Origin of the sequence: Amphritea atlantica, assembly GCF_024347255.1 — a bacterium.
Lineage (GTDB): Bacteria > Pseudomonadota > Gammaproteobacteria > Pseudomonadales > Balneatricaceae > Amphritea > Amphritea atlantica.
In genome coordinates, this window is record NZ_AP025284.1 from 3,511,239 (window position 1) to 3,538,121 (window position 26,883).

At 53.0% G+C, this 26,883-nt stretch carries 22 protein-coding genes; 16 read left to right on the forward strand and 6 right to left on the reverse strand.

Translation table 11 applies throughout. The features are described from left to right. The first annotated feature begins 175 nt into the window (after positions 1–175). The 12 genes from OCU43_RS16280 to OCU43_RS16330 all read left to right on the forward strand — a co-directional run bounded on the left by OCU43_RS16280 (position 176) and on the right by OCU43_RS16330 (position 14,964). The gene (locus OCU43_RS16280) at positions 176–1,114 is read left to right on the forward strand and encodes an HlyD family secretion protein (protein WP_091361070.1); all 939 of its coding nucleotides are present in this window, start codon (positions 176–178) and stop codon (positions 1,112–1,114) included. After that, positions 1,111–2,067 (forward strand): ABC transporter ATP-binding protein, encoded by a 957-nt coding sequence (locus tag OCU43_RS16285; protein ID WP_091361072.1) that lies wholly within the window; start codon positions 1,111–1,113, stop codon positions 2,065–2,067. The genes OCU43_RS16280 and OCU43_RS16285 overlap by 4 nt, the downstream gene beginning before the upstream one ends. Continuing rightward, the gene (locus OCU43_RS16290) at positions 2,064–3,209 is read left to right on the forward strand and encodes an ABC transporter permease (RefSeq protein WP_091361073.1); all 1,146 of its coding nucleotides are present in this window, start codon (positions 2,064–2,066) and stop codon (positions 3,207–3,209) included. Before OCU43_RS16285 ends, OCU43_RS16290 begins: the two co-directional genes overlap by 4 nt. Before the next feature lie 539 nt (positions 3,210–3,748). Continuing rightward, complete coding sequence (locus OCU43_RS22350) at positions 3,749–3,943, forward strand: alanine:cation symporter family protein (protein ID WP_512699929.1); 195 nt, start codon at positions 3,749–3,751, stop codon at positions 3,941–3,943. A 167-nt stretch (positions 3,944–4,110) separates the two neighbouring features. Further along, positions 4,111–5,124 (forward strand): amino acid ABC transporter substrate-binding protein, encoded by a 1,014-nt coding sequence (locus OCU43_RS16295; RefSeq protein ID WP_261832939.1) that lies wholly within the window; start codon positions 4,111–4,113, stop codon positions 5,122–5,124. Positions 5,125–5,231: 107 nt separating this feature from the next. Beyond that, a complete protein-coding gene (locus OCU43_RS16300) occupies positions 5,232–6,461 on the forward strand; it encodes an amino acid ABC transporter permease (protein WP_261832940.1) in 1,230 nt (409 codons plus the stop codon). 11 nt (positions 6,462–6,472) lie between these two features. Then, positions 6,473–7,573 (forward strand): amino acid ABC transporter permease, encoded by a 1,101-nt coding sequence (locus OCU43_RS16305; RefSeq protein WP_261832941.1) that lies wholly within the window; start codon positions 6,473–6,475, stop codon positions 7,571–7,573. 18 nt (positions 7,574–7,591) lie between these two features. Further along, positions 7,592–8,350, forward strand: coding sequence for an amino acid ABC transporter ATP-binding protein (locus OCU43_RS16310; protein WP_275991307.1), 759 nt, complete (start codon positions 7,592–7,594; stop codon positions 8,348–8,350). Positions 8,351–8,664: 314 nt separating this feature from the next. Beyond that, positions 8,665–10,368 (forward strand): transporter substrate-binding domain-containing protein, encoded by a 1,704-nt coding sequence (locus OCU43_RS16315; RefSeq protein ID WP_091359652.1) that lies wholly within the window; start codon positions 8,665–8,667, stop codon positions 10,366–10,368. Between the two features lie 2 nt (positions 10,369–10,370). Continuing rightward, the gene (locus OCU43_RS16320; RefSeq protein WP_091359650.1) at positions 10,371–11,780 is read left to right on the forward strand and encodes a sigma-54-dependent transcriptional regulator; all 1,410 of its coding nucleotides are present in this window, start codon (positions 10,371–10,373) and stop codon (positions 11,778–11,780) included. Between the two features lie 386 nt (positions 11,781–12,166). Next, positions 12,167–13,600 (forward strand): aspartate ammonia-lyase, encoded by a 1,434-nt coding sequence (locus OCU43_RS16325; protein ID WP_091359648.1) that lies wholly within the window; start codon positions 12,167–12,169, stop codon positions 13,598–13,600. A 71-nt stretch (positions 13,601–13,671) separates the two neighbouring features. Further along, on the forward strand, positions 13,672–14,964 hold the full coding sequence (locus OCU43_RS16330) for a dicarboxylate/amino acid:cation symporter (RefSeq protein ID WP_091359646.1): 1,293 nt from the start codon (positions 13,672–13,674) through the stop codon (positions 14,962–14,964). An 80-nt stretch (positions 14,965–15,044) separates the two neighbouring features. Here the strand turns inward: OCU43_RS16330 and OCU43_RS16335 are convergent, their stop codons facing one another. Both OCU43_RS16335 and OCU43_RS16340 read right to left on the reverse strand, forming a co-directional pair. Beyond that, positions 15,045–16,022, reverse strand: coding sequence for a glutathione S-transferase family protein (locus OCU43_RS16335; protein ID WP_091359643.1), 978 nt, complete (start codon positions 16,020–16,022; stop codon positions 15,045–15,047). A 61-nt stretch (positions 16,023–16,083) separates the two neighbouring features. Beyond that, positions 16,084–17,010, reverse strand: coding sequence for a LysR family transcriptional regulator (locus OCU43_RS16340; RefSeq protein WP_091359641.1), 927 nt, complete (start codon positions 17,008–17,010; stop codon positions 16,084–16,086). 131 nt (positions 17,011–17,141) lie between these two features. On the opposite strand from OCU43_RS16340, the gene OCU43_RS16345 reads away from it, so the two are divergent. Further along, the gene (locus OCU43_RS16345; protein ID WP_091359639.1) at positions 17,142–17,975 is read left to right on the forward strand and encodes a pirin family protein; all 834 of its coding nucleotides are present in this window, start codon (positions 17,142–17,144) and stop codon (positions 17,973–17,975) included. Between the two features lie 17 nt (positions 17,976–17,992). Here the strand turns inward: OCU43_RS16345 and OCU43_RS16350 are convergent, their stop codons facing one another. Continuing rightward, complete coding sequence (locus tag OCU43_RS16350) at positions 17,993–19,546, reverse strand: glutamate synthase-related protein (RefSeq protein WP_091359636.1); 1,554 nt, start codon at positions 19,544–19,546, stop codon at positions 17,993–17,995. A 95-nt stretch (positions 19,547–19,641) separates the two neighbouring features. After that, positions 19,642–20,391: a sulfite exporter TauE/SafE family protein gene (locus OCU43_RS16355; RefSeq protein WP_245756595.1), complete on the reverse strand. Its 750-nt coding sequence runs from the start codon at positions 20,389–20,391 to the stop codon at positions 19,642–19,644. A gap of 97 nt (positions 20,392–20,488) precedes the next feature. Here OCU43_RS16355 and OCU43_RS16360 point away from each other — a divergent pair, with 97 nt between their 5' ends. After that, positions 20,489–21,196: a pirin family protein gene (locus OCU43_RS16360; protein ID WP_175483550.1), complete on the forward strand. Its 708-nt coding sequence runs from the start codon at positions 20,489–20,491 to the stop codon at positions 21,194–21,196. Between the two features lie 327 nt (positions 21,197–21,523). Here OCU43_RS16360 and OCU43_RS16365 read toward each other — a convergent pair whose 3' ends face one another. Beyond that, positions 21,524–22,213, reverse strand: a complete 690-nt coding sequence (locus tag OCU43_RS16365) for a haloacid dehalogenase type II (RefSeq protein ID WP_091359629.1) — start codon at positions 22,211–22,213, stop codon at positions 21,524–21,526. A gap of 128 nt (positions 22,214–22,341) precedes the next feature. Here OCU43_RS16365 and OCU43_RS16370 point away from each other — a divergent pair, with 128 nt between their 5' ends. Both OCU43_RS16370 and OCU43_RS16375 read left to right on the forward strand, forming a co-directional pair. Continuing rightward, entirely contained in the window at positions 22,342–22,632 is a 291-nt protein-coding gene (locus OCU43_RS16370; RefSeq protein WP_091359626.1) for a hypothetical protein, read from the forward strand. A 239-nt stretch (positions 22,633–22,871) separates the two neighbouring features. Further along, positions 22,872–24,026: a mechanosensitive ion channel family protein gene (locus tag OCU43_RS16375; protein ID WP_091359624.1), complete on the forward strand. Its 1,155-nt coding sequence runs from the start codon at positions 22,872–22,874 to the stop codon at positions 24,024–24,026. A 242-nt stretch (positions 24,027–24,268) separates the two neighbouring features. On the opposite strand, the gene hrpB is transcribed toward OCU43_RS16375, so the two are convergent. Further along, entirely contained in the window at positions 24,269–26,794 is a 2,526-nt protein-coding gene (gene hrpB, locus OCU43_RS16380) for an ATP-dependent helicase HrpB (RefSeq protein WP_091359621.1), read from the reverse strand. Positions 26,795–26,883: the final 89 nt, after the last annotated feature.

A 26,883-nucleotide genomic window follows, 5' to 3' on the forward strand; every position in this document is an offset into this window, starting at 1 on the left:
AGCCAGATACCCTCTTTGCCGGACAAAAGCCATCTTCGAGTCACCGACAGGTCTTGCATAAATATCCACAATTCTGGCAGTTGCACCCAATTAGGTTTATCGTTCTACTATTAACAAGTTACGAATGCTTTTTCTTTTTCGCCCGTGCTTTTTAAGCCATATAAAGGTCAACATCATGCGTTACCTCATCTGCCTGATTCTGCTATTTCTGACCGCCTGTGACGGCACCTCTCAGAACCTTGCCCTGGGCACTCTGGAGCGGGATCGTATCGCCCATACGGCCACCGCCAGTGAAGTGGTGGTTGAGTTGCCGGTGGCAGCAGGTAGTCAGGTGAGCCGGGGAACCGTTCTGGTGAAACTCGACAGCACACTACAGCAAGCAGAGGTGGATAAAGCTACCGCTGAAGTGGCCCGGGCGGAAGCGAATCTGGAAAAACTCAGAAATGGTGCCCGTGAGGAGGAGGTTGCTGCGGCAACCGCCAGGGTCGCCGGGGCGCGGGCCTCACTGGTTGAGAGCCGCTCTAACTATAACCGCATTCTCAATCTGAAAAAGCAGAAGCTGGTCAGTCAATCAGATCTGGACCGGGCGCGCTCTGCAAGAGATGCCGCTCAGGCGGGATTGGAAAGCGCGCAGGAAGCCCTGCGGTTGCTGACCAATGGCACCCGGGAAGAGGACCTTCGGGCAGCGGAGGCCTCATTGCATTCAGCCCAGGCGACACTGGCAATCCAGACTAAACGGCTGGCAGACCTGACCATTATCGCCACCCGCGACGGTATTCTGGATAACCTGCCCTGGAACCTCGGGGAGCGGGTCACCATCGGCAGTCCGCTGGCGATTATACTGGCGGGCACAGCGCCCCATGCCCGAGTTTATGTACCCGAGCCATACCGGGTAAAACTTCATGTCGGCGACTCACTCATTGTTCATGTGGATGGTATCGAGCAACCGATCACGGGCAAACTCAGCTGGATCGCGACGGAACCCGCCTTCACCCCCTATTACGCCCTGAATCAGGAGGAGCGCGCCCGGCTGATGTACCTGGCGGAGGTTAAACTCCCCGATAGTGAAGCGGACCTGCCCAATGGCGTTCCGGCGCAGGTGGAGCTGCCATGACCGGTCAGTCAGCCAGCTATGCTATCCGGGCAGAAAAGCTCAGCCGACGCTTTGGTGACACCCTGGCGGTACAGGATCTCGACCTGGAAGTTGAAACCGGCCGGATCTATGGCTTTCTCGGGCCTAATGGCTGTGGCAAAACCACCACTATCCGAATGCTCACCGGTCTGCTGCAACCCAGTAATGGCCGGGTTGAGGTGCTTGGCTGCAACCTGCCGGAAGATGCTGAAAAACTGCGACTGCAAATTGGTTATATGACGCAGAAGTTTTCGCTCTACGATGATCTTACGATCGAGGAAAATCTTAAGTTTATCGCCCATATCTATGGCCTGACCGCCCGGGCCCGGAAACAGCGGATCGAAGAGTTACTGAGCATCTATGGCCTGCAGGAAAAATCAAAGCAGTTTGCCGGCAGTATGAGCGGCGGTCAGCGCCAGCGACTCAGCCTGGCTGCGGCCACGCTGCATAAACCGAAACTGCTGTTCCTTGATGAACCGACCTCTGCGGTCGATCCGGAAAATCGCCGGGAGTTCTGGGAACAGCTGTTTGATCTGAGCGATCAGGGCACCAGCATTCTGGTCTCCACTCACTATATGGATGAAGCGGAACGTTGCCATAAACTGGCGATTCTGGAGAACGGTATTAAACGGGCCGATGGCAGCCCCGATGAGCTGATGCAGCAGATGGGTTCCAGAGTGGTAGAGATCAGTTCATCTGAACTGCGCTCGTTAAAGCAAACACTGATAGCGCTGCCGGAGATTATCTCCGCCGCACAACTGGGCGCGCGTCTGCGGGTACTGGTGAAAGATAGCGTAGACGACCCGATCGGGTTTCTCTCTCAGCAACCGTCGGTGAAGCCCGAAGATCAGCTCAATCTGGTGCGCCCCAGTCTTGAAGATGTGTTTGTCACCTGTACCGGTGTCAGGGCCGACAGCGGGAGGCAGCAATCATGAACCCTTTTGTGCGGGTCAGCGCGATCGCCACTAAAGAGCTGCTGCAACTTAAACGGGACAAGATGACCTTCGGCATGATCGTCATGATCCCGCTGATTCAGCTACTGCTGTTTGGTTTTGCTATCAATACCAATGTGCGTCATCTGCCTGTGGGGGTGGTCGATTATAGCCACAGCGGCTTAAGCCGGGTGCTGATTCAAACCATCGAGGCGACCCAGGTGGTCACTTTCACCCGCCACTTCACCAACCTGCCCGAGGCAGAACAGGCAATCGCCAGCGCTGAGGTACGGGCGGTGCTGATTATCCCCAGTGATGTCAGTCAGCGACTGGTGCGCAACCCCAGTGTAGGGCTGGGCAGTCCCCCGGCCAGCGATGCCGAAACCAGCCGACCGGTTGCTCAGTGGCTGGTTGATGGCTCAGACACCATTATCGCCGGTGCGATTAAGGGCTTGCGAAGGATGCCACTGGTAGAGCTGCTGGATAAACCTGCCAACCGCCAGACACCCACCTTTGAGGTCACCCTGCTCTACAATCCAGAGCAGCGCACGGTGGTGAATATCGTGCCGGGACTGGCAGCGGTCATCCTGACGATGACGATGATTATGTTCACCTCTGCCGCCATTGTGCGGGAACGGGAAAGAGGCAATATGGAGATGCTGATCACCACCCCGGTGCGTCCTATCGAACTGATGATAGGTAAGATTCTCCCCTATATTTTTATCGGTGCGATTCAGGTTGTCATCATTCTGGGACTGGGCTTTCTGCTGTTTAATGTACCGGTCAATGGCAGCCTGTTGCAGCTGGCGCTGGCGACCCTGCTGTTTATCACCGCCAGTCTGACCCTGGGCCTGATTATCTCCACCATCGCCAAAAGCCAGCTGCAATCGATGCAGATGACGATCTTTGTCTTACTACCCTCAATTCTGTTATCCGGCTTTATGTTTCCCTACGAAGGGATGCCTCTGGCCGCGCAATATATAGCAGAGGCACTGCCCGCCACCCACTTTATGCGGCTGATTCGCGGCGTGGTTCTGAAAGATGTAGAGATTATCAACATGGCCCCGGATATCTACTGGCTGGGGCTGTTTACTCTGGGTGGCTTAGCCGTTGCCTCGATACGCTTTAAGAAACGCCTCGATTAAATACTGCCATTGATTCTCCCGCACCGGGCTGCACAATGACGCAGCCCCTGCGGCTGATGCAGGGTCAAACAGCAACACACAATCCTCCTGAGAACCAGAAAAGAAAATCAGAAACGTGCGCTAAAGCCAACATATTCAGATCTGCATCAGCTAATAATTGGCACAGAAAGAGGTAAAGAAGGCACGGCAGGATGCAACTTATTCCGAAGATTCACACTAGAGTCTAGTGGCGTAGATACACAGAGAGAACCAAGCACTCTCATTATCTGCAGCGGATCTTCGTGTTACCCCGCACAGCGTCCGACCACTTAGCGGACGTTTTTTAGCGGGAGAGCTAACCGGTAAAAGATCAACCAGTAAAAGATCGCAGTTGTCAGAAATACTATGTCTCGCCTGATGTTCAGGACATGGGTTTCCCAGTAAGACACAACTGCAATGCCCCTGGTGGCATAAGCATCCATCTCAATAAGATGGATATATAGCAAGACAATAATTATAACTCTCGTGCCCAGCACGCTGCTTTCCGGAGTCACTGACACATGCAAGAATTTGTCGATCTCATAAACGGCATTATCTCAAGCCCTGCTCTGATCTTTCTCTGCCTTGGGGCCAGTCTTTTCTATTCAATCCAGATACGCTTCGCACCGCGGCGAATGTTGCGCAAAATGTGCGAGCGGCTGTTTTCAGAATCACAATCCAGCCCTGAGCCTGCATTAGCACCTATCAGAGCCTGAAGCGCTGCGACAGGCGCTCAGCCCAGTTGAAGATTAAAAAAATAAAGAAGTGGAATACGCTTTACGACGTTCAAACCTGACGTCCAAATCTATAGCACGACTGTTAAACACAGCCTGTTTTAGTGTCTCATTTATTCATTCGTTATAAAAACAAGAGGAAGTAAACAATGAAGAAAACCCTGATTTCCGCTGCCGTCCTGATGGCTGCAATGGCAGGAACAGCAATGGCTGGTACTTTGGAAACTGTGAAGGAACGTGGCGCACTTCAGTGTGGTGTAACGAGTGGTGTCCCTGGCTTCTCGGTGCCTGATGATAAAGGTAACTGGAAAGGTCTGGACGTTGACGTATGCCGGGCGGTTGCTGCCGCCGTACTGGGTGATGCAACTAAAGTTAAGTATATTCCACTGAATGCTAAAGAGCGTTTTACTGCGCTGGTGTCCGGCGAGATTGATATGCTGTCCCGTGTGACCACCTGGACACAGACCCGCGATACTCAGCTGGGTATCAATTTTGCCGGTGTTAACTACTACGATGGACAGGGCTTTCTGGTGAAGAAAGAGCTGGGCCTGAAAAGTGTTAAGGACCTGGATGGCGCGACCGTCTGTGTCCAGTCCGGTACCACCACTGAGCTGAATATGGCCGATTACTTCCGTACTCACGGCATTACCTATACGCCGGTTGTATTCGACACCAATGATCAGGCGGCGCAGGCATTTGATACCGGCCGTTGTGACTCATTTACCACCGACCTGTCCCAGGCTGCCGGCCTGCGCACCCGGATGCAGGACCCATCAGCGGTCGGTGCACTGCCCGAGGTTATCTCTAAAGAGCCACTGGGGCCTGTTGTACGTCAGGGTGATGACACCTGGTTTAATATCGTCAAATGGTCTTTCAATGCGATGCTCAATGCCGAGGAACTGGGGCTGACATCGGCTAACGTCGATAAGATGAAGGCGGAAAGCACCGATCCTAACGTTAAGCGTCTGCTGGGTCTGGACGGACCTAAAGGCAAAGGCCTGGATCTGTCAGATGACTGGGCATACCAGATCGTTAAGCAGGTGGGTAACTACGGTGAAGCCTATGAGCGTAACGTGGGTAAAGACTCGCCACTGGGCCTGGACCGCGGCCTGAACGCGCTGTGGAACCAGGGTGGTCTGCAGTACGCTCCACCTATGCGTTAAGTTGTTGATCAACGGCTGGCCGTCAGGCTGGCCGTTTTTATTTCTGTCCTTAGCCTTGCTCCCAGGACAGAAGGATCCGTGTACTGATTTCTGGAGTTAACTTAACAATGTCCTCAGACATTTTGCATTCAGGTCACACACCTGATGGCGGCAGCTCGCCGCAGTCAAAAGCCCCGCCGGTGAGCAAACCAAAATTCTGGAATGACCCGAAAAAGCGGTCGTTACTGTTTCAGGTACTGCTACTGACAGCGCTGGGCTTCGTCTTTTACACCATCATTCAAAATACCCTGACCAACCTTGAACAACGGGGTATGACCACCGGCTTTGATTTTCTGACCCACGAAGCGGGCTTTGGTATCGCCATGAGCCTGATCGATTACAGCGAAGCATCCAGTTATGGTATGACCTTTGTTGTGGGGCTGTTAAATACCATTCTGATCGCCGTGTTGGGGATTATTGCCGCGACTATCCTGGGCTTTATTCTGGGGGTGGCGCGCTTATCGGATAACTGGCTGATCGCTAAATTTTCTGCACTGTATATCGAAATATTCCGCAACATCCCACTGCTGCTGCAGATCTTTTTCTGGTATTACGCGGTGCTGCGCACCCTGCCAACGCCGCGGCAGAGTCTCGAATTTTTCGGCTCTTTTCTCAATAACCGGGGGTTAATTGTGCCGGCTCCCGTGCCTGAAGATGGCTTTGGGCTGGTGATTATCGGCTTCTTTGGCGCGATCATCGCCAGTTGGTTGATTGCCCGCTGGGCCCGCAAGCGTCAGGAACTGACCGGCCAGCAGTTTCCGGTCTTCCTCACCGGTATCGGTCTGATTGTCGGTGTACCGCTGCTGCTGTTCCTCTTCAGTGGTATGCCACTGGGACTGGACCATCCCGAACTGAAAGGCTTTAACTTCAAGGGCGGTATCACCGTGATACCCGAGCTGATGGCGCTGTGGCTGGCCCTGAGTATCTATACCGCATCGTTTATCGCAGAAACCGTACGCGCCGGTATCCTGGCGGTGTCTCACGGACAGACGGAAGCGGCCACCGCGCTGGGGATGTCAAAAGCCAAGACGCTACGGCTGATCGTGATTCCTCAGGCGATGCGGGTGGTGATCCCTCCGCTGACCAGTCAGTATCTGAACCTGACCAAAAACTCCTCACTGGCGACCGCGATCGGCTACCCCGATCTGGTTAACGTGTTTGCCGGTACCACGCTCAACCAGACGGGACAGGCGATCGAAGTGATTGCGATGACCATGGCGGTCTATCTGACTCTCAGTCTGCTGACCTCATACTTTATGAACTGGTATAACGCCAGAATTCAATTAACGGAACGCTAGGAGGGGATGCTATGAAATATGATATTCAACCTACGCTGCCCCCACCGTCCAGTATGATTGGGGTGGTCGGCTGGCTGCGAAAAAATCTGTTTAACGGGCCTTTTAACTCAATAGCCACCCTGATAGTGGGCTATTTTCTGATCAGCTTTCTGGTGCCCACCATTCAATGGATCTTCATCGATTCAGACTGGGTAGGCACCAGCCGGGACGCCTGCACCAGCGGTGGTGCCTGCTGGGTATTTATCGCCAACCGGCTGGATCAGTTTCTTTACGGCTTCTATCCGGAAGCGGAACACTGGCGGCCGCAGCTGGCCTTTCTGCTGATGATCGGCTCGATTATCTGGCTGGTTGTGCCACAGACACCGAAAAAGGGGCTGGTCGCTATCTGGTTGCTGGTGATCTACCCCATCGTTGCCTACCTCCTGCTGTATGGTAATTCATTCGGCCTGCCTCAGGTTGAAACGCACCTCTGGGGCGGTTTAACCCTGACCCTGGTGCTGGCGGTGGTCGGTATTGTGGCGTCACTGCCGCTGGGGATTGTGCTGGCACTGGGACGGCAGTCTGATATGCCGATTGTGAAATCGGTCTGTATCACCTTTATCGAACTCTGGCGGGGGGTACCGCTGATTACCGTGCTGTTCATGGCGTCCGTTATGTTGCCACTGTTTTTCCCGGAAGGGATGAGCTTTGACAAGCTGCTGCGGGCCCTGATCGGTATCACCCTGTTCCAGTCTGCTTATATGGCGGAAGTGATCCGGGGCGGCCTGCAGGCGATCCCTAAAGGTCAGTATGAGGCGGCAGATGCCCTGGGACTGGGCTACTGGCAGAAGATGATTCTGATCATCATGCCTCAGGCGCTGAAGCTGATGATTCCGGGGATTGTAAACACCTTTATCGCGCTGTTTAAAGATACCAGTCTGGTGCTGATTATCGGTCTGTTCGATGTCCTGGCGATCGGTCAGGCAGCCAACCAGGACCCTGACTGGATCGGTTATTCCACCGAGAGTTATTTGTTTATTGCCCTGTTGTTCTGGATGTTCTGTTTCAGCATGTCGCGCTATTCGCAGCATCTGGAGAAGAAACTACAAACCGGCCACGGCAACCGCGCCTGATAACAGAGAGATTTTGAGATGAGTCATTCACAAACGACTGAAAAACTGATGGTGGAACTGCGCGACCTGAACAAATGGTACGGCGAGTTTCATGTCCTGAAAAACATAAACCTGGAGGTTAAACAGGGCGAGAAAATCGTCATTTGCGGGCCTTCGGGGTCGGGCAAATCTACCATGATCCGCTGTATTAACCGGCTGGAAGAGCACCAGAAGGGCGATATCATCGTCAACGATATTCCCCTGAACGAAGATATCAAAAATATCGAAGCGATCCGCAAAGAAGTGGGCATGGTGTTCCAGCACTTTAATCTGTTCCCACACCTGACGGTGCTGGAAAACTGTGTACTGGCCCCGATCTGGGTGAAAAAGATGCCCCGCAAAGAGGCGGAAGCGCGGGCGATGGAGCTGCTGGAGCGGGTGAAGATTCCCGATCAGGCACTCAAATACCCCGGCCAGCTGTCCGGTGGTCAGCAACAGCGGGTGGCGATTGCCCGCTCCCTGTGTATGAACCCGGATGTGATGCTGTTCGATGAGCCCACCTCAGCCCTCGACCCCGAAATGATCAAAGAGGTGCTCGATGTCATGATCGAACTGGCCAACGAAGGGATGACCATGCTTTGCGTCACCCACGAGATGGGCTTTGCCAAGACCGTGGCGGACCGGGTTATCTTTATGGATGGAGGGCAGATAGTTGAAGAGAATGAGCCTCATGAGTTCTTTAACAACCCGCAGCATGAACGGACCCAGCTGTTCCTGAGTCAGATTCTTCAGCATTAAAGACAATCGCCAGATGCGGCTGCGCCGCTTGCTAGTGGCTAGAAAAAGCATGAAAAAAACCGCCTGTCTGGGCGGTTTTTTTCTCTGCATCCTCTCTGTACGTTAAATGCCTATATTTCATAATAGTGGTGTGATCGAGGATAGTTCGGTTTAATAAAAGAGCAGCGACTGGATTAAACGCTTTCTGTTTACAGAGCCACTTCTTACAGAGCTACTTCCCCCGATATCCCGAGAACACGCTTAAAGGTTATGATATGTTGAAATAGTCTGTCGCTATACACCTTATTCACCACTCAACAGAACTGCAGCCGAACATGACTCAACGGATATTCGCAACACTTCATCCACAGCGACTTGCTGCCATCGCTATCTGTGTATTGCTGGGCAGCCTGATCGCCAGGATCAGTTTCGCTGAGCAGAATAGCGTCATACGTGTGGGTGGCGACCACAACTACCCGCCCTACGAGTTTATTAATGAAGAGGGGGAACCGGATGGCTACAACACCGAGCTAACCCGGGCAATTGCCGAAGTGATGGGGATGAACATCGAGATCCAGCTGGGTGGCTGGGCTGAGATGCGTAAGAAGTTAGAGCATGGCGAGCTGGATGCATTACAGGGGATGAGCTTTTCCGAAGAGCGCGCCAAAAAATACGATTTTTCCCCTCCCCACGCCATCATTCATCAGTCCATTTTCGCCCGTAAAGGGGACGCAAAAATCACTCAGCTATCCGAACTGAAAGGCAAGGAGGTGATCGTCCAGCGTGGCGGGATCATGCACGATTACCTGCTGCAGAATGATGTGGGGGCACGCTTGATTCTGGTCGACACTCATGCAGCAGCCCTGCGGTTACTCGCATCAGGGCAGCATGATTACGCACTGGTGGCTAATTTACCTGGGCTCTATCTGGGAAAAGAACTGGAGCTATCCAATATAATCCCGGTGGGAAAACCGTTTGGTGCCCAGCACTACGGTTACGCGGTGCTCAAAAATCATCAGGAGTTACTGTCGCAGTTTAGTGAGGGGCTCGCCATTCTTAAAAATACCGGACGACAGCAGGCGATCTATGACCGCTGGCTCGGGCCAGTCGAAAACGCTGGCTTACCCTGGAAAAAGATCGGTCAGGCTACGGCTATCATCTCCGCTCTGCTGCTACTTATACTGGGGGGCATTGTGATCTGGAACCGCATGCTGACCCGCCAGGTCAGCCGTCGCACCGAAGAACTTAAGCTACAGCAACAGCAACTGCTTCAGGCAGACAAGATGACTTCGCTGGGAATACTGGTCTCCGGTGTCGCCCATGAGATCAATAATCCCAGCAGTCTGCTGCTGTTAAACCTTCCGGTACTGAAAGAGGCCTATCTCGATCTGGAGGAGATTCTCGAGTCCCATTATCAGACCCATGGAGACTTTGATATGGGAGGCCTGACCTACCGCCGTATGCGTGATGAGATTATTCCGATGCTGGACGATATGCTGGCGGGCACCCATCGTATTCGCCGAATCGTCGATGACCTGCGTGATTTCGCCCGCCAGAGCCCAGCCAGTCTGGATGAAACCGTTAATCTTAACGAAGTCCTTGCCACCTCTATTCGGCTGGTCGACAACACTATTCGCAGTTCCTGCGATCATTTCAATGTGACCTATGGCGCTGATCTCCCCCTCTTCAGAGGCAATGCGCAACGGATTGAACAGGTTATAATCAACCTGATCGTAAATGCCTGTCAGGCACTCGGATCAGCTGAACAAAGTATCTCCGTCACCACCGCTTATAACCCGAAGGAAAAAAAACTTACGCTGCAGATCATTGATCAGGGGTGCGGTATCACAGCTGATAACTTAAGTCGTCTGAGTGATCCTTTCTTCACCACTAAACGGGAACAGGGTGGCACGGGCCTGGGGCTATCGGTTTCATCCAGTATCGTACAGGAGCATGGCGGCACTATGGCCTATGAATCGATGCCCGGCAAAGGCACCTGCGTCACCCTCTCTCTGCCCGCTATTCAAGGAGTTGTTTAACGATGAATAACCGTCGCTACCCCAACTTTGGTGTATTACTGGTAGATGATGAAGCGCCATTTTTACGCAGCCTCAGTATCGCCCTTGAGCGACGTGGCGGGATAAACCATATCTACCGCTGTGAAGACAGCCGCAATGTAATGACAATGATCGCCCGGGAACCGATCGGGCTGGTACTGCTGGACCTGACCATGCCCCATCTCTCAGGAGAAACGCTGCTGCAACAGATCGTTGAGGAGCATCCAGAGGTCGGCGTGATTATTATCAGTGGTCTGAACCAACTGGAAACGGCAGTAAAATGCATCCGCCTCGGTGCCTTCGATTATTTCGTCAAGACCACCGAAGAGGAACGCTTGATTGAGGGGGTACGGCGCGCCATCCAGTTACAGGAGATGCGTAAAGAGAGTCAGGCAATGCGTCAGCGCTTCCTCACCGACACCCTTGAACGGCCGGAGGTATTCTCTGACATCATCACTCAGGATAAGGGGATGCGCTCAGTGTTCCAGTATCTGGAATCGATCTCAACCAGTAGCCAGCCGGTACTGATTATGGGTGAAAGCGGGGTCGGTAAAGAGCAGATCGCCCACGCGATCCACACGCTGAGCAACTGTAGCGGCCCACTGGTGAGCGTCAATGTTGCCGGGCTGGATGATAACGTCTTTGCTGATACCCTGTTTGGCCATCAGCGTGGTGCGTTTACCGGAGCGGATAAAGCGCGCGCAGGGATGGTTGAGCAAGCCTCCGGTGGCACCCTGTTTCTCGATGAGATCGGCGACCTGAGCCTGGCCTCACAGGTTAAACTTCTGCGCCTGCTTCAGGAGGGTGAATATTACCCCCTGGGAAGTGATCGCCCGAAACGAATTCGCGCCAGGGTAGTCGTCGCCACGCATCAGAATCTGGAAGAAAAACAGCAGTTGGGCGAATTCCGCAAAGACCTGTACTACCGGCTCAGAATCCATCAGGTAGAGATCCCTGCACTGCGACAGCGCAAAGGGGATATCCCCCTGCTATTGGAATATTTTCTGGCCGAAGCCGCTGAAGAACTGAATAAAACCAAACCCACAATACCAAAAGAGCTACCCGTATTGCTGGCCAACTATAGCTTCCCGGGCAATGTGCGTGAATTAAGGGCACTGGCCTATGATGCGATGAGTCTGCACCACTCAAAAATGCTCTCGATGGAGGTCTTCCGACGAATCCTCAACCAGGAGATCCCCTGTACAGAGTCCGATAAAAGCGCCACTCCGATAATCTTTAACCCCGATCAGCCTCTGCCAACTCTGCAGGAAGCGGGCGAACTCCTGGTTGCAGCAGCGATGGAGCGTGCTCAGGGCAATCAATCCCTGGCATCGCGCCTGCTGGGTATTTCACAACCAGCACTGAGCAAGCGATTGAAGAAAAAAGAGCCTTAGTCCTGTCTGCTGAAATCATCCCCCTCTTCTGTTGCACGGTTACCCAGCGATGCACAGTGAAAGGTTTCGCTGGTTATAAACCCCTATAACCATTGGCAACACTATAACCAAACTTCGCAGTTCTAACCTGTTGATTAACAACAATTATAAGACCAAACAAGCGTCAGCCTATTCCACAGGTTATACCCCTTGCAGCCGCAAAAACATTAAATAAAAAACCATTTTCTAATTTTAAATCAATGAGTTATAAGATTTCTTAACTCTTGGCATCCTCCCTGCTTTATAGATTGCATCCAGTGCTCATCGCTCCCTCGTTCAATACAGGAAGGCGACGCACCTGAGCCATCAAGATGGCGCAAACAATAATAAACCGATGAGGAAGCACCATGGGTGAAGCCATAGCGTTAACGCAACAAGAGAGTGGGCGCAAAGAGAAAGATCTGTTGGGTGAGGCGTTCGTTCCAGCAGATGCCTATTTTGGCATTCAGACGCAACGGGCACAGCGAAACTTCGATCTCAGTGGTATTCCCCTGCACCACTTCCCTCAACTGGTCGAGGCATTGGCATTGGTAAAGCTGGCGTGCGCCAGAGCCAATAATACGCTGGGCTTTTTGAACGATAGCAAAACCGCAGCCATTGAAGCGGCCGTTAAGAAAATTCTGTCCGGTCATTATCACGACCAGTTTGTCGTCGATATGATTCAGGGCGGTGCGGGCACCTCAACCAATATGAATGCCAACGAGGTCATCGCCAATATCGGCCTCGAGCAGATGGGATATGCCAAAGGTGAATACAGCCACCTGCATCCCAACAATGACGTCAACATGTCTCAGTCGACTAACGACGCTTACCCTACGGCCGTGCGCCTCTCGATACTCTTAAAACACGGTGATCTGGTCAAAGCGCTGGCCTCACTGCGCGACGCTTTCTCCGCTAAAGGCGACGAGTTTGCCGATGTCATCAAAATGGGGCGCACCCAGCTGCAGGATGCGGTACCGATGACCCTGGGGCAGGAGTTCAAATCCTTTGCCAGCACCCTGACGGAAGATATTGACCGCATTGCCGGCCTGTCTGAACTGCTCAAAGAGATCAACCTGGGCGGTACCGCCATCGGGACCGGTATCAATACCGATCCGGAATACGCCAAACTGGCGGTCAACAATCTTTCTGAACTGAGCGGTTTTGAATTCAAGCGAGCATCTGATCTGGTGGAAGCCAGTTCCGATATGGGCGCCTTTGTGTTGTTCTCCGGCATGCTCAAGCGTCTGGCGGTGAAACTATCAAAAATATCCAACGATCTACGCCTGCTGAGCATGGGTCCCCGCTGCGGTCTTGCCGAAATAAACCTGCCGGCACAACAACCGGGTAGCTCCATCATGCCGGGCAAGATTAACCCGGTCATCCCAGAAGCGATGAACCAGGTTGCCTATCAGGTGATCGGCAACGATCTCGCCCTGACCATGGGCGCTGAAGCGGGCCAGCTCCAGCTAAATGCCATGGAACCGCTGATCGCCTATAACGTGCTGGAATCGATACGCATGCTGACCCAGGCGATGAATATGCTGAAAAACCGCTGCATACGCGGCATCACAGCTAACCGGGATCGCTGCCAGGAACTGGTTGATCAGAGCATTGGCATCATCACCGCCGTTGTGCCTTACATCGGTTATGAAAACTCGACCCGCATTGCCAAAGCCGCCCTCGAGAGTGGCCGTGGCGTGCTGGAACTGATCAGAGAGGAGAACTTAATGAGTGAAGCGGACTTAAGTGACCTGCTCAAGCCTGACAATATGATAGCCCCTCAGGCACGACGACGTTAACCCACTACAAGCTTACCCCAACCCTGAAACCCGATACGGGTAAAAAAACAACTATAGAAAGGATGAGAGTTATGCAACCAACTGTGAAAAATGAAAGCCGCTCCGGTTTCTGGAGCGATCTGGCTCTGTGGAAAAAAATATTGATCGGAATGGTTCTCGGTGTCGCCGCCGGTGCGATCATGGGACCAGATGCTGAACTGCTGAAACCGATCGGCACGCTGTTTATCAACGCTATCAAGATGCTGATTGTCCCGCTGGTTTTCTGCTCTCTGGTGGTCGGTGTCACCTCTATGCAGGATACCCGTAAAATGGGACGGATCGGTATTAAAGCGATCATACTGTATCTGGGAACCACTGCCATTGCGATCAGCATTGGACTGGGGCTGGGCACTGTCCTGACACCAGGAGAGGGACTGAATATGGTAATTACCGATTCGTCAGCTGTCGGCAAAGAAGCACCGACACTGGTACAAACGCTCCTGAATATGATTCCCAAAAATCCGGTCAGCGCGCTGGCAGCTGGTAATATTCTGCAGATCATCGTCTTCGCGTTAGGCCTGGGCATTTCGCTGACACTGTGTGGCGAGAAAGCAGAACCAGCAATCCGCTTGTTTGAAAGCCTTGCGGAAGGGATGTACAAACTGACCGGGCTGGTGATGAAGCTGGCCCCCTATGGTGTGTTTGGTCTGATGGCCTGGGTAGCCGGAAAGTACGGCATGGATATTCTGTTACCACTGATTAAGGTAATTGTTGCAGTCTATATTGGCTGTCTGATCCATGTACTGGTTTTCTACACTGGGTTAATCAGCACTCTGGGACGATTGAACCCTGTGCGCTACCTTAAAGGACTGCTGAACCCTGCTGTGGTCGCATTTACGACCACCAGCAGCTCCGGCACGCTTCCCGCCACCATCAAAGCCTCTCAGGAAGAGATGGGTGTATCCAAGAGTATCTCCAGCTTTGTTCTGCCGCTGGGCGCAACCATCAATATGGACGGCACCGCTCTGTATCAGGGCGTCTGCGCGCTATTTATCGCACAGGCCTTTGGCATCGACCTGGCGTTCTCTGATTACCTGCTGATCATTATGACCTCTACGCTGGCCTCCGTTGGCACCGCCGGTGTTCCGGGTGCTGGCCTGATCATGCTATCGCTGGTGCTCACTACTGTTGGTCTGCCAATCGAAGGCCTTGCCATTGTTGCGGGTATCGATCGTATTCTGGATATGGCAAGAACCAGCGTGAATGTGTGCGGCGATCTGATGGTCTCAATTCTGGTTGCCAAGAGCGAGAATGAGTTAGACGGGTCAATTTACAATCAGACATCATCACACACTAAGCCTGAAGCTGCACCTGTGACCATCTAACGTTCCGGCTCAACTGAACCTGACAAAAAACCGCCTGATTGGGCGGTTTTTTATGCTGCCGTTGAGCTACCCGATAACCGTCAGATCGCCTCCCGACCGTGGGGGGCATCAAAGTTATGCTCTGGCCCTACAGGCACGATCCGGGTGGGGTTGATCATATCGTGGCTGTAGTAATAGTGTTGTTTGATATGTTCCATATTAACCGTCTCAGCCACCCCTTCAATCTGATACAGCTCGCGGACATAGCCACTGATATTCGGGTATTCGCGCAGCTGTTTCAGGTTACATTTAAAGTGACCGTGATACACCGCATCAAACCGGATCAGGGTGGTAAACAGACGCCAGTCCGCTTCAGTTAGCTTCGCCCCCGCAAGGTAGCGATTGTGGGACAGAATTACCTCAATCCGATCAAGACTGGCAAACAGGTCTTTAACATTGTGTTCGTAGGCGTCCTGCGTGGTGGCAAAACCTGAACGATACACACCATTGTTCACCGTCTCGTAGATCCAGCTGTTCAGCTCTTCAATCTCATCACGCAGCAGTTCAGGCCAGAGATCGCATTCATTGCCGGTCAGGTCGTTAAACGCTGAGTTAAACATGCGGATAATCTCTGACGATTCATTGCTGACGATGGTCTGCTGCTGTTTGTCCCACAGCACTGGCACTGTCACCCGGCCGGTATAATCCGCTTGCGCCCGGGTATAGATCTGATGCATAAACTCAGAACCGTACAGATGATCGCCAGTTGAGCCGGTTTCCCTATCGAAGCTCCAGCCCTGTTCCAGCATATGCGGGCTGACAACCGACACCGTAATCAGGTCTTCCAGTCCTTTGAGCTTACGAAAGATCAGGGTGCGATGTGCCCAGGGACAGGCCAGCGAGACATACAGATGATAGCGGCCAGGCTCAGCCCTGAATCTTCCCTCACCGGTAGGACCGGGACGGCCATCGCTGGTTATCCAGTGACGAAACCCCGCCTGTTCACGGACAAACTCACCTTTGGAGTTTTTAGTTTCATACCATTGATCATGCCATTTGCCTTCGATTAGTAATCCCATCACGGCCTCCTGCTTGGTTACACTATGAAACCATAATAGATTCTATTTTATAGATTAAAAATCACTTAAATACGGATTTAATATTCGAATAATTAGAATTATCTGCATCACAACACTGATGCAGTAGCTCCGCCAGACGCTTCAGTCCTGGCCCACTCTGATCCTGGCGGGCATAGTACAGCTGCAGCATCTCGCTACGACAACCTCCGTTCTGCAGAGGAATCGGCAACAATAACCCCTGTTCCAGCAAACGACGCATACGGGTCACCGGAATCCAGGCAAACCCCATACCCCGACTGATCATCTCTGTCGCTGTGGCGATATTACTCACGGTCCAGCGCTCATCTGCCTGCAGCCAGCCAGAATCAACATTTTTTGACAGAGCGGAATCCCGGGTCACCAGCTGCCGGTAATTAATCAGATCATCAACCACCAGGGTCTGCCCCTGTTGATACTGCTTAAAGACCTGATGACTGGGAGCCGCTACGGCAAGAAAATCCACCGCAAACAGGGGCTCTGCCAGAAAGTGAGACACACCCGACCCTGCAATCGCCAGATCAACCTGCCCCTGATTCAATGCTTCCGATGCACCCGACAGAACCGTTTCATACAACTGAATCCGGGTGTTGGGATATTCCGAAGAGAACTGCTCCAGTACATTACCGATATATTCCGGCGGAAACACCTGATCAACAGCGATGGCGATCTCAGGCTCAACACCCGCATTCAGGCTCGCAGCCAGTGAATCGATGTTAGCAGCAGATTCCAGCAGATGCTCAGCTCTCTGTAACAATAGCCGCCCAGCGTCAGTCAGGTGTGCTTTGCGGCCTTTAACTTCAAGCAATTTAACATCCAGCATCAGTTCCATCTTCTGAATCGCATGATGGATACTCGACTGACTCTTATGCACAACCCCTGCGGCATGGGCAAAACCACCGTGCTCCACAACCGCTTTTAGCATCCGCCACTGCTCTAGTGTTACCTTCACCCCATCATTCCTTTCTAAAAAATAGAATATATAACTCTATTTATACCGATTTTCATTCCCAAATATAGGACTATCATGGAAGCATATCAAATCAGGTACGGCTTAGATCGATTCAGCCGAAGGAGTACGTTATGACGATTCAAATCATTCAGAGCCATCCATCCGCCGATGGTGCCGGTGTCAAAATACAGCGGGTTCACGGCTTTCGTGATAATGGTCTCGACCCTTTCCTGATGCTGGATGAGATCTATTCGGATAACCCGAATGATTACGGCTCAGGCTTTCCAGCGCATCCGCACCGGGGTATCGAAACCCTCACCTATATCCGTCATGGTGGGTTTGAACATCAGGATCATCTGGGTAACAAAGGCGGAGTACAAAGCGGTGAAGCGCAATGGATGTCGGCCGGACGGGGCATTATTCATTCCGAGATGCCGCTGCAGAAAGATGGCCTGATGCACGGTTTTCAGCTGTGGCTCAACCTGCCCGCCAGCCTGAAGATGAAAGACCCGGACTGGAAAGATGTTGGCCGTGAACAGCTACCCTGGCAGCCGCTGGAAAATGCCGAAGTGAAAGTGATCGGCGGCGGGATCTCCCTGGATGGCCAATCATTCAACGGCCCGCTGCAGCAACTCCCTGGCAATGCCACGGTTGCAGATCTCTGCCTGAAAGCGGATGCTGATATCAGTATTGCAAACAGCGCGGGCCGGACGCTGCTGCTCTATGTCTATGAAGGGGAGCTGAGTCTGAATGGTAAAGCAATAACCACCCGGCAGATGGCGAAAATAACCGAACCTGAGGCGTTGCAGATCACATCCGCCAACGGTGCCGGTACTCTGCTACTCAGTGGCGAGCCCCTGAAAGAGCCGGTGGCTCACTACGGCCCCTTTGTGATGAATACTCAGGCTGAAATTAATCAGGCGATCCGTGATTATCAGCAGGGCACCCTGACCGATTCACAGTAAAACCGATCCCCCTCCATTCAGAGGGGGACAACACCTGAATAGGTTATCCCCGAAAGATACGCCAGATCACGATTCCAGGTAGCCAGATCGCCCATATCAAACTGTTGCAGATGATGATGCCCGCAGGCCCGGGCCATCACCTGCATCAGATGCACCGAGCCGGTCAGAAAGTTGGCCAGTTGAGCGGCAGACTTATCCACATTCAAGCGCTGGCGCAGGTCAGCCTTCTGGGTTGCGATACCCGCCGGACAGTTATTGGTATTACAGATCCGCGCCGCCACGCAGCCGATCGACTGCATCGCACTGTTGGCCAGCGCGATACCATCGGCGCCCAGTGCCAGTGCTTTAACAAAGTCACTGGGCACCCGTAACCCGCCGGTAATAATCAACGTCACCCGCCCACTGGCACCGTTGGTGTTCAGACAGCGCCTGGCCCTGGCCAGCGCCGGAATCGTGGGTACACTGATATGGTCTCTGAACAGCTGTGGCGCGGCTCCCGTACCGCCGCCCCGACCATCAAGAATGATATAATCGGCTCCGGCTTTCAGAGCAAACTCGATATCCCGCTCAATATGGTTGGCACTGAGCTTAAAGCCTACCGGAATCCCCCCACTGATCTCCCGAACCCGGTCGGCAAAGAGACTAAAATCGGCCACACTGTGAAGATCGGTAAACGTCGGCGGCGATAGTGCTTCCTGTCCCTCCGGAATCCCCCGTACCTGAGAGATCTTGCCGACATTTTTACTGGCGGGCAGATGACCTCCGGTACCGGTTTTAGCCCCCTGCCCCCCTTTAAAATGAAACGCCTGCACTCGGGTTAACAACTCTTCCCGATAACCAAATTTAGCGCTGGCAAGCTCATAGAAGTAACGGGAGTTGGCCTGCTGTTCCTCCGGCAGCATACCGCCCTCACCGGAACAGATCCCCGTACCGGCTAGCTCAGCCCCTTTTGCCAGAGCGGTTTTCGCTTCTTCCGACAAAGCGCCAAAGCTCATATCGGAGACAAACAGAGGGATATCCAGCTGCAACGGTTTTTTCGCTTCCGGGCCGATCACCAGCGAAGTTTCCACCACCGCATCTTCCTGCAACGGCTTACGGGCCATCTGAGCGACCATAATCTGAATATCATCCCAGGCCGGCAGCTGATTGCGGGGCACACCCATTGCGGTCATCGGACCATGGGAGCCGACCCCTTTGATCCCGTCACGGGCCAGTTGATGGATAAACTCGACAGTGGACTCCTCAGGCGTATTCACCGCCTGCGGAGGCGTGTTATCGGAAGCATCAGACACAGCCGACCCCGGCCCCTCATGGCCCACAGCGGCGGAATCAAACTGTTTATGGCTGCCATCACAGTAGGGCGCGTTGCTGGTATGTTTGCAGACGCACAGCCACGCTTCCCCGGTACTTTCAGCCCGGAACGCTTTGGGTGTCAGGCCCGTCTCCCCATGGGAACCATCGCAGAAAGGTTGTTTAGAAGAACGCCCACAGACACAGAAATGATATTCCTGCCCCTCAATGAGCTCGACCTTAGCGGGCTTGTTATCCGCGACGACCGGCTTTGCTGACATAACTCACTCCCATGAACGGTTCAATGAGTAAAGCCTAGCAGCCATTTTAAAAAAAGAGCCAGCCCTGGGTAAAAAAACGCTCAGATCAGGCGCCTTCAGATACCATCATAGATCAGCTTAATACCGACTATCAGCAGCATAATCAGAATAATGCGGTAGAACAGCTGATCATCCAGCTTATGATGGATCACCAACCCCAATCTGATACCGATCCAGGCGACAGGGGCCAGCACCAGCCCCACCAGCAGGTTATCGGTATTGATCTGTCCCAGTACGCCATAGGCCACCAGTTTGACCAGATTGACGATCGCCAGAAACACCACTGCGGTGCCCAGAAATTCGGCCCGGGGCAGTTTCATAGGAATCAGATAGAAATTCATCGGCGGCCCCCCGGCATGGGCGATAAAGCTGGTGAACCCCGCTACCATGCTGGAGATAGATCCGACCACCGGCGAAGCGGTCCGGCCCAGCTTTGAACCGTTCAGTAGCCCCCAGAGGGCAAAACCAATCGACAGAATACCCAGCAACAGGCGTAACACATCGTCATTCAGATAACCAAACAGCAGATAGCCGATAAAGATCCCCAGCACCGCACCCGGCACCATAATCTTTAACAGATCGTTACGTTTACTGTGCCACCAGGCCCGAACACTGAAATAGTCCATCAGAATCAATAGTGGCAGCATAATGGCGGCGGCCTGCACCGGACCGATATAGAGCGACATCAGCGGTACGCTAATCACGCCAACACCTCCGGCAAAGCCTGACTTAGAAATACCGGTTAATAACACACCGATGGCGGCTAACAGCCAGAACGCCCAGCTAAATGACAGGATAAGATCCACTGAATTCCCCCGATAAAAGCAGCATCTTACCCTGATGCAGAGGATGGTAAAACTTATCTTCGTATTTACACTCTGCTGCGGACAGGGTAAAACAGTGATGAACAGTTTTCACTTGCGAACCCAGATGATCAGAATAAAACGTGCTTCAGACCGGGGTTATGCCCATTTCGGCTGGCTTGAATCCCGGCATGTATTCTCATTCGGCAGCTATTTCGATCCAGAATGGATGGGAATTTCCGAACTGCGGGTGGCCAATGAAGATCTGTTGCATCCGGGTGCGGCAATCGATCCGAGCACCCACCAGGATATGGAGATCATCTCCGTTATTCTCGATGGTAAAAACCTGCATACCGACTCGCTGGGCAACCGAAAGCTGTTAGAGGGCCGTAGCCTGCAACTGCTCAGTACCGGAACAGGCACTGAGTTCACCGAACAGAATGCCTCGCTGGAAAACAACCTGAAAATGCTGCAGTTCTGGATCGTACCCGAGACCACCGGCAATTCACCACGCTATCAGTCGCGTAAACTCCTGAGTCGCGAGGGGGTACAACTGATCGCATCCCCTGATGGCCGGGATGATTCCCTGCAACTGGGTCAAAATGCTGAGATGTATCAGTTCCGTTTGCAGCACACCAGCTACGGTCTGCCAGCCGCAGCGCACGGCTTTCTGTTTCTCTTCAGGGGCGAACTGGAGGTCAATGGCAGTTTATTACTGGCGGGTGATGCGATGCTGTTTGAAGATGAACCACTGATCTCCCTGCGGGGAATCAGTCGTGCCGAGGGCTTTTATTTCACCCTGCCCTGAAAAGCCCGGCTCCTGACCGGGAAAACCCCAACTCCTGACTTAAAAAACCTCTGCTCCTGACCTGAAAAGGGTTCGGTAAACAGCCTGATTCAAGCGTCAGCGTTTTTAAAACAAATCGGTATATAACAAAAGAATTCCAAACAGAATGGGGCTTTCAGCCCGATTACCCCGGTGTGTAATAAAATTTTTACCAAAACATTGTTGCAATGCACAAATAATTCGCTATATTGAAATAGCACTTTGCTTTTTGAGCCACTAATTTGGCTTACTTCGACCCGGCGCCCGCCGGGTCCTTTTTTTCCGCACCGCACCAAAAGCGAGCATTTATCACTCCAAACCGTTGCTTATACTGAACTCTTCTGCAAGATTCTGGAGTGAATTCACGACTTTATCCGGTGAAATATCCCAAAAATCAAACACCGCAGCCGTATCTCGCTGAACCCATGCGGCATTCAGCCCCGCATGTTTAGCTCCCATCACATCCCAGGCATTGCTCGATATCAGCCAGGTATCACCCGCCCGGCTGGCGGTGCGATTCAACAGATGCAGGTAGACCGCCGGATCGGGTTTATAGCGTTTAATCTCATCGACGCTGACAACATCATCCAGCAACTCCAGCACATTAGCATTGTTCAACAATGTTCTGACCTTGTCAGCAGGACCGTTAGAAAAAGCCACGCAGTAGTGGCCCTGCGCCCGCAACGACTCGATAGCAGGAATAACATCGCTATAGGTCGCCAGTTGCTGATATTGGGCCATCAGGAACTGTTGCTGCTCTGTCGTCAGAGAAAGACCGGTTATGCTGAGGGCATACTCAAGCGCCTGAAGGGTACAGATATTAAACGGCTCGTATCGTCCCATCAGGCCACGTCGAAAAGCATACTCTACCTGCTTTTCCCGCCATATCCTGGCCAGATCTCCGGCTTTATCACCCACCATCATCTGCAGATGCCTGCCCATCTCGAGTGGATCGACCAGAGTGCCATAAACATCAAAAGCAAAGGTCTGTCTGTGCATATCTGTTCTCCAGTGGATGGTTCAGATCGGTGGCTATCGCGATGATAAACCAGAAATCATCAACGCAAGCACAATGCGTTGAATCGCTGATATCAATTTTATGATGAAAGCCGGGGCAGGAACAGCCAATGAAAGCATCTGATAAAAAGAACAAAAAAGAGAGCCCCGCGCTAGCGGGGCTACATGTGGCATGCGAAGTATTTTCTTCTATCTCTTTTCAGCCCCAACTTATTGAGGCTATTGCTTCTCTGTCTTTGCAGAGTAACTTCAGCTTAGTACAGAATTTCCGCTTCGAACTTGAAAATTTTTTATACCCACACGGGCTTAATTGCGATTATTTTCTGTTACTGCCCCTGTGTAAAAGCCGCGTCCCCAGCGCATTGAATCTGAAGCGAAACCAGATTCAGGATCCCCATTGATTACTCTGCTCTCTGGCTACTTATCGCTGCATTTTACGTCATCCGTATAACCGACAATCGCCACTGCGCGGAGATTCCCCATATCGGGCTATACTTATCTCTATTGGTATACAGCAGATCAGCGGGATACGCCGCAACCGGACAACTCTCTGATGAGCACAGACTCCTGTCGCGGATGTGATCGCAATGCTCGTTGTGACCGGTAAGTTCAATTGCAGCTTGTCTTCAGAGAGGTGTAAATGGCAACATCAGAGGTCCAGAATTCAGATCCAGCCACTCAGGCCCCTCCCCCGGAACTGATTATCGACAGAATACCCAATCTGAAAGATCTCCTGCCCGATGCACTTCAACCTTATTGGGCCGTGTTGGAACACTATCCACTGATTGGCGCAATGCTGATCGTAGTGGTCTCGTTCATGGTGGCCTTTTTGTTCCGGGCAATACTCATCCGCAGTTTGCAAAACGTTTATGTATCATCGCCAGGCTTTGCCGAAGAGAGAGTTATCCGGCATCTGCGCAAGCCGCTGTTTACCACAATACTATTTTTCGGTTTTACCCTCGCAGCCCAGATCGCAAACCTGGGAGTCATAACCAATATTCTGGTGAACCTGTCGGTGTCCGTTATCGTCGCCAGCTGGATGCGCGCAGCGTTTCACCTGAGCACAACGATCCTGGAATCTCTGGGCAGCAGTCAAAACCGTATCCCGGTTATCGAGCCGCAGACGATTCCGATTCTTAACCTATCGGTGCGGCTGATTGTGATTCTAGTGGGCAGCTACTGTTTACTGATCATCTGGGGAATCAATCCCCTCGGCTGGCTGGCTTCAGCGGGTATCGTCGGCATCGCCGTGGGTTTCGCCGCCAAGGACACCCTGGCAAACCTGTTTTCGGGTTTTTTCATTCTGGTAGATGCGCCCTACAAAGTGGGCGACTATGTCAATCTAGATAGCGGGGAACGGGGCCGGGTAACGCATATCGGTCTGCGCAGCACACGATTGATGAGTCGCGATGATATTGAGATCACCCTGCCCAATGCAGTTATCGCCAATGCGAAGATCGTTAATGAAAGCGGTGGCATCAACTCCAATATAAGAATAGCGATAGCCGTTAGCGTCGCCTATGGCTCTGATGTCGATCAGGTCTGTGAGATATTACAAACCATTGGCAACCGCTATGAGGGATTTTGTGAACTGCCAGAGCCACGGGTTCGGATGCGGGCTTTCGGTGCTTCCGGTCTGGACTTTGAACTGCTGGGCTGGATTCACAACCCCGAAGACCGGGGCAGAATCCGGCATGAGATGTTGATGGAGATATATAAGCAGTTTGCAGCAGCCGGCATTGAGATCCCCTATCATAAAACAGATGTCTACGTTAAGGAGTTCCCCAAAGGCTGAAGCATTGGGGATTCTTTGAGCTTGACCTGGCCCGGATGCACCATGTTTGATATTAGTGGAGCGATACCTCCCCACAATCTAAAAGAGACTCACCACAGTACCCAGAGGGCATGCTAAGGGCACGGAGAACACAGAGAAAACCGATGAATAGCTCTTCTCCGTTTGCTCTGTGTCCTCTGTGGTAAAACAATTTTCTATGCCTTTTTAACGTCAAGCCCCTCGCCATAAAGTTTTTGGCGCCACTAATGGCGTTTCTTCCGTTTGATCCCATCAGAAGGCAGCGCCTCCTGCGGGTTATCCGGCCACTGATGTTTTGGATAGCGCCCTTTCATATCCTTCTGTACATCGCGATAACTATTGGCCCAGAAGCTGGCCAGATCCTGAGTCACCGCCAGCGGCCTGCGCGCCGGTGACAACAGGTGTATTTTAACCGCCACACCATACCCGACTACCGGAGTCTGGGTTGAGCCAAACATCTCCTGTAGTTTGACCGCTAAAACCGGTGGATATTCGCTGTAATCAAGGGCAGCACTGTGCCCCGAAGGCAGTTTCAGGCGCACCGGCGCAAGCCTGTCTAACTCATTAGGCAGCGGCCATGCCAGCAACGCCTGCAGTATGCCCGCCAAATCAAGACGGGCAAAATGATTGATATGATTCACCGGATCAAGCCAGGGCGCTAACCAGTTTTCCATCGTGTCCAGCAAGGCCTGATCAGACAGATCCGGCCAGCCCCCTCCTTCAGGTTGCGAGCGATGCAGAAACATCACCCGCTGACGCCAGCTGCTGATCTCCTGAGTCCAGGGAAGCACCTGCAATCCCTGCTTACGAATCATCTGTACCAGTGCCTGGTTCTTCTCTTTTACCGGCACCTCTTCAAGTGCCTCCCGGCTTAATACCAGCACACCGATGCGGCGCTGCAATTCACAACACATCCGTGCCTGCTGGCGCTGCCATTCGACCACTTTATGCTGCCCGACCAGGCCTGACAGCCCATGGGAGAACAACTTTTCCGGTAATGCGATGGCAAGAAACACCCGGTCCGCACTCTGCCCCTGCATCCCCCAACAACTGGCCACCGCCAGCCAACGCTGTTTTGCCAGCGGGTCAGAGTCAGCTAACCTGACGGCCCGACCACCACTTAACTGATAATCGCCGCCAGCATCACTGCGTTTAGCAGCGATCCGGTCCGGGTAGGCCTGAGCGATCAGCATGGCGCAGAGTTCTGATTCTGTGAGATCGACCGAACGCTGACTGAGTGTACTCAGATGACGGCTACACAAGCGATAGAACTGCTGACTCAGTTGACGAATGCGCTGCAGAACGCCCTTCTGGCTGGCAGCGCAGGCGATATCCCCTCTCAGCCAGTGCAGACGACGCTCGAAATCAGCATCACCGCTCAACGGATCCCGTTCACTGAGCAGGGCTGCTATATCACAAGCCAGCCTGGCGCACTGGCTTTGCCAACCCACCAGTAACAGATGCGCAAGTCTTGGATGCAGCGGCAGCAACGCCATCAGAGCGCCCGTATCGGTCAGTTGCAGACCGCCCTCAGTCGGTTTTAACGCCTCCAGCCGCACCAACAGATCCCGTCCCTGACTCAACGCCGCTTCCGGTGGTTGATTCAGCCAGCGCAGTTCGGCAGGGTCCTCTACCCCCCAACGAGCCATCTGCAGGGCTAACGGGGTCAGATCGGTGGACATGATTTCCGCTGTCGCATGGGGTGCCAGCTGGCCCTGCTGGTTCTCGGACCAGAGCCGGTAACAGCACCCTGGCTCCATCCGCCCTGCCCGGCCGGCCCGCTGAATGCTGGCGGCACGGGACACTTTACAGGTATGTAACCGGGTCATGCCACTGGCGGGATCAAGCCGGGCTTCACGACTCAGTCCGGCATCGATAACCACCCGGATTCCCTCAATTGTCAGACTGGTCTCGGCAATATTGGTGGCCAGCACAACCTTACGCTGTCCCGGCGGAGACGGTGCTATCGCCTGCTGCTGCGCCTGAATAGTCAGATCGCCATACAGTGGCGCCAGAATCACACTGTCTGGCAGATGCCCCTGCAGGTTGCTCATAACACTGCGAATCTCTCTCTGCCCCGGCAGAAACACCAGCAGACTTCCGGATTCCTCCTCCAGCGCCTGTTCGATCGCCCGGGCCACAACGTTCTCCAGACGCTGATCGCGACCTACGGCACCCAGATAGCGGATATCCACCGGATAGGTTCGTCCTTCACTACTGATCAGTGGAGCTTCGGGTAACAGCTGATCAATCACCCGCTGATCGAGGGTCGCGGACATCAGTAACAGTTTCAGCGGCTGATCTTCACGAAACAGTTCCCGCCCCTGCAGTGTCAGCGCCAGACCAAAATCCGCATCGAGACTGCGTTCATGAAACTCATCGAAGATCACCAGGCCATACCCTTCCAGGCTCGGATCATCCTGAAGCATTCGGGTCAGAATACCCTCAGTCACCACCTCAATGCGGGTCTGAGGGCCGATTTTAGAATCCATCCTCACCCGATAACCTACTGTGTCACCAATGGTTTCACCCAACTGCTGTGCCATTCGCCCGGCAGCCATCCTGGCCGCCAGCCGACGGGGTTCAAGCATCAGGATTTTCTGACCGGCAAGATCGGGATGCTGCAGCAGTTCAAGTGGCACCAGGGTCGTTTTACCGGCACCAGGAGGCGCTTCCAGCACCACCTCATCATGCTGACTCAGGGCTTCACTAAGCTGATCCAGAACAGCTGATATGGGAAGAGAACTCATGGGCAAATGTAATCCGGTGCGGGCAACAGAAAAAAGAAAGCTATTCTAACAGCCAGACGTGATATTACAGGCAAAAAAAACGCCATAAT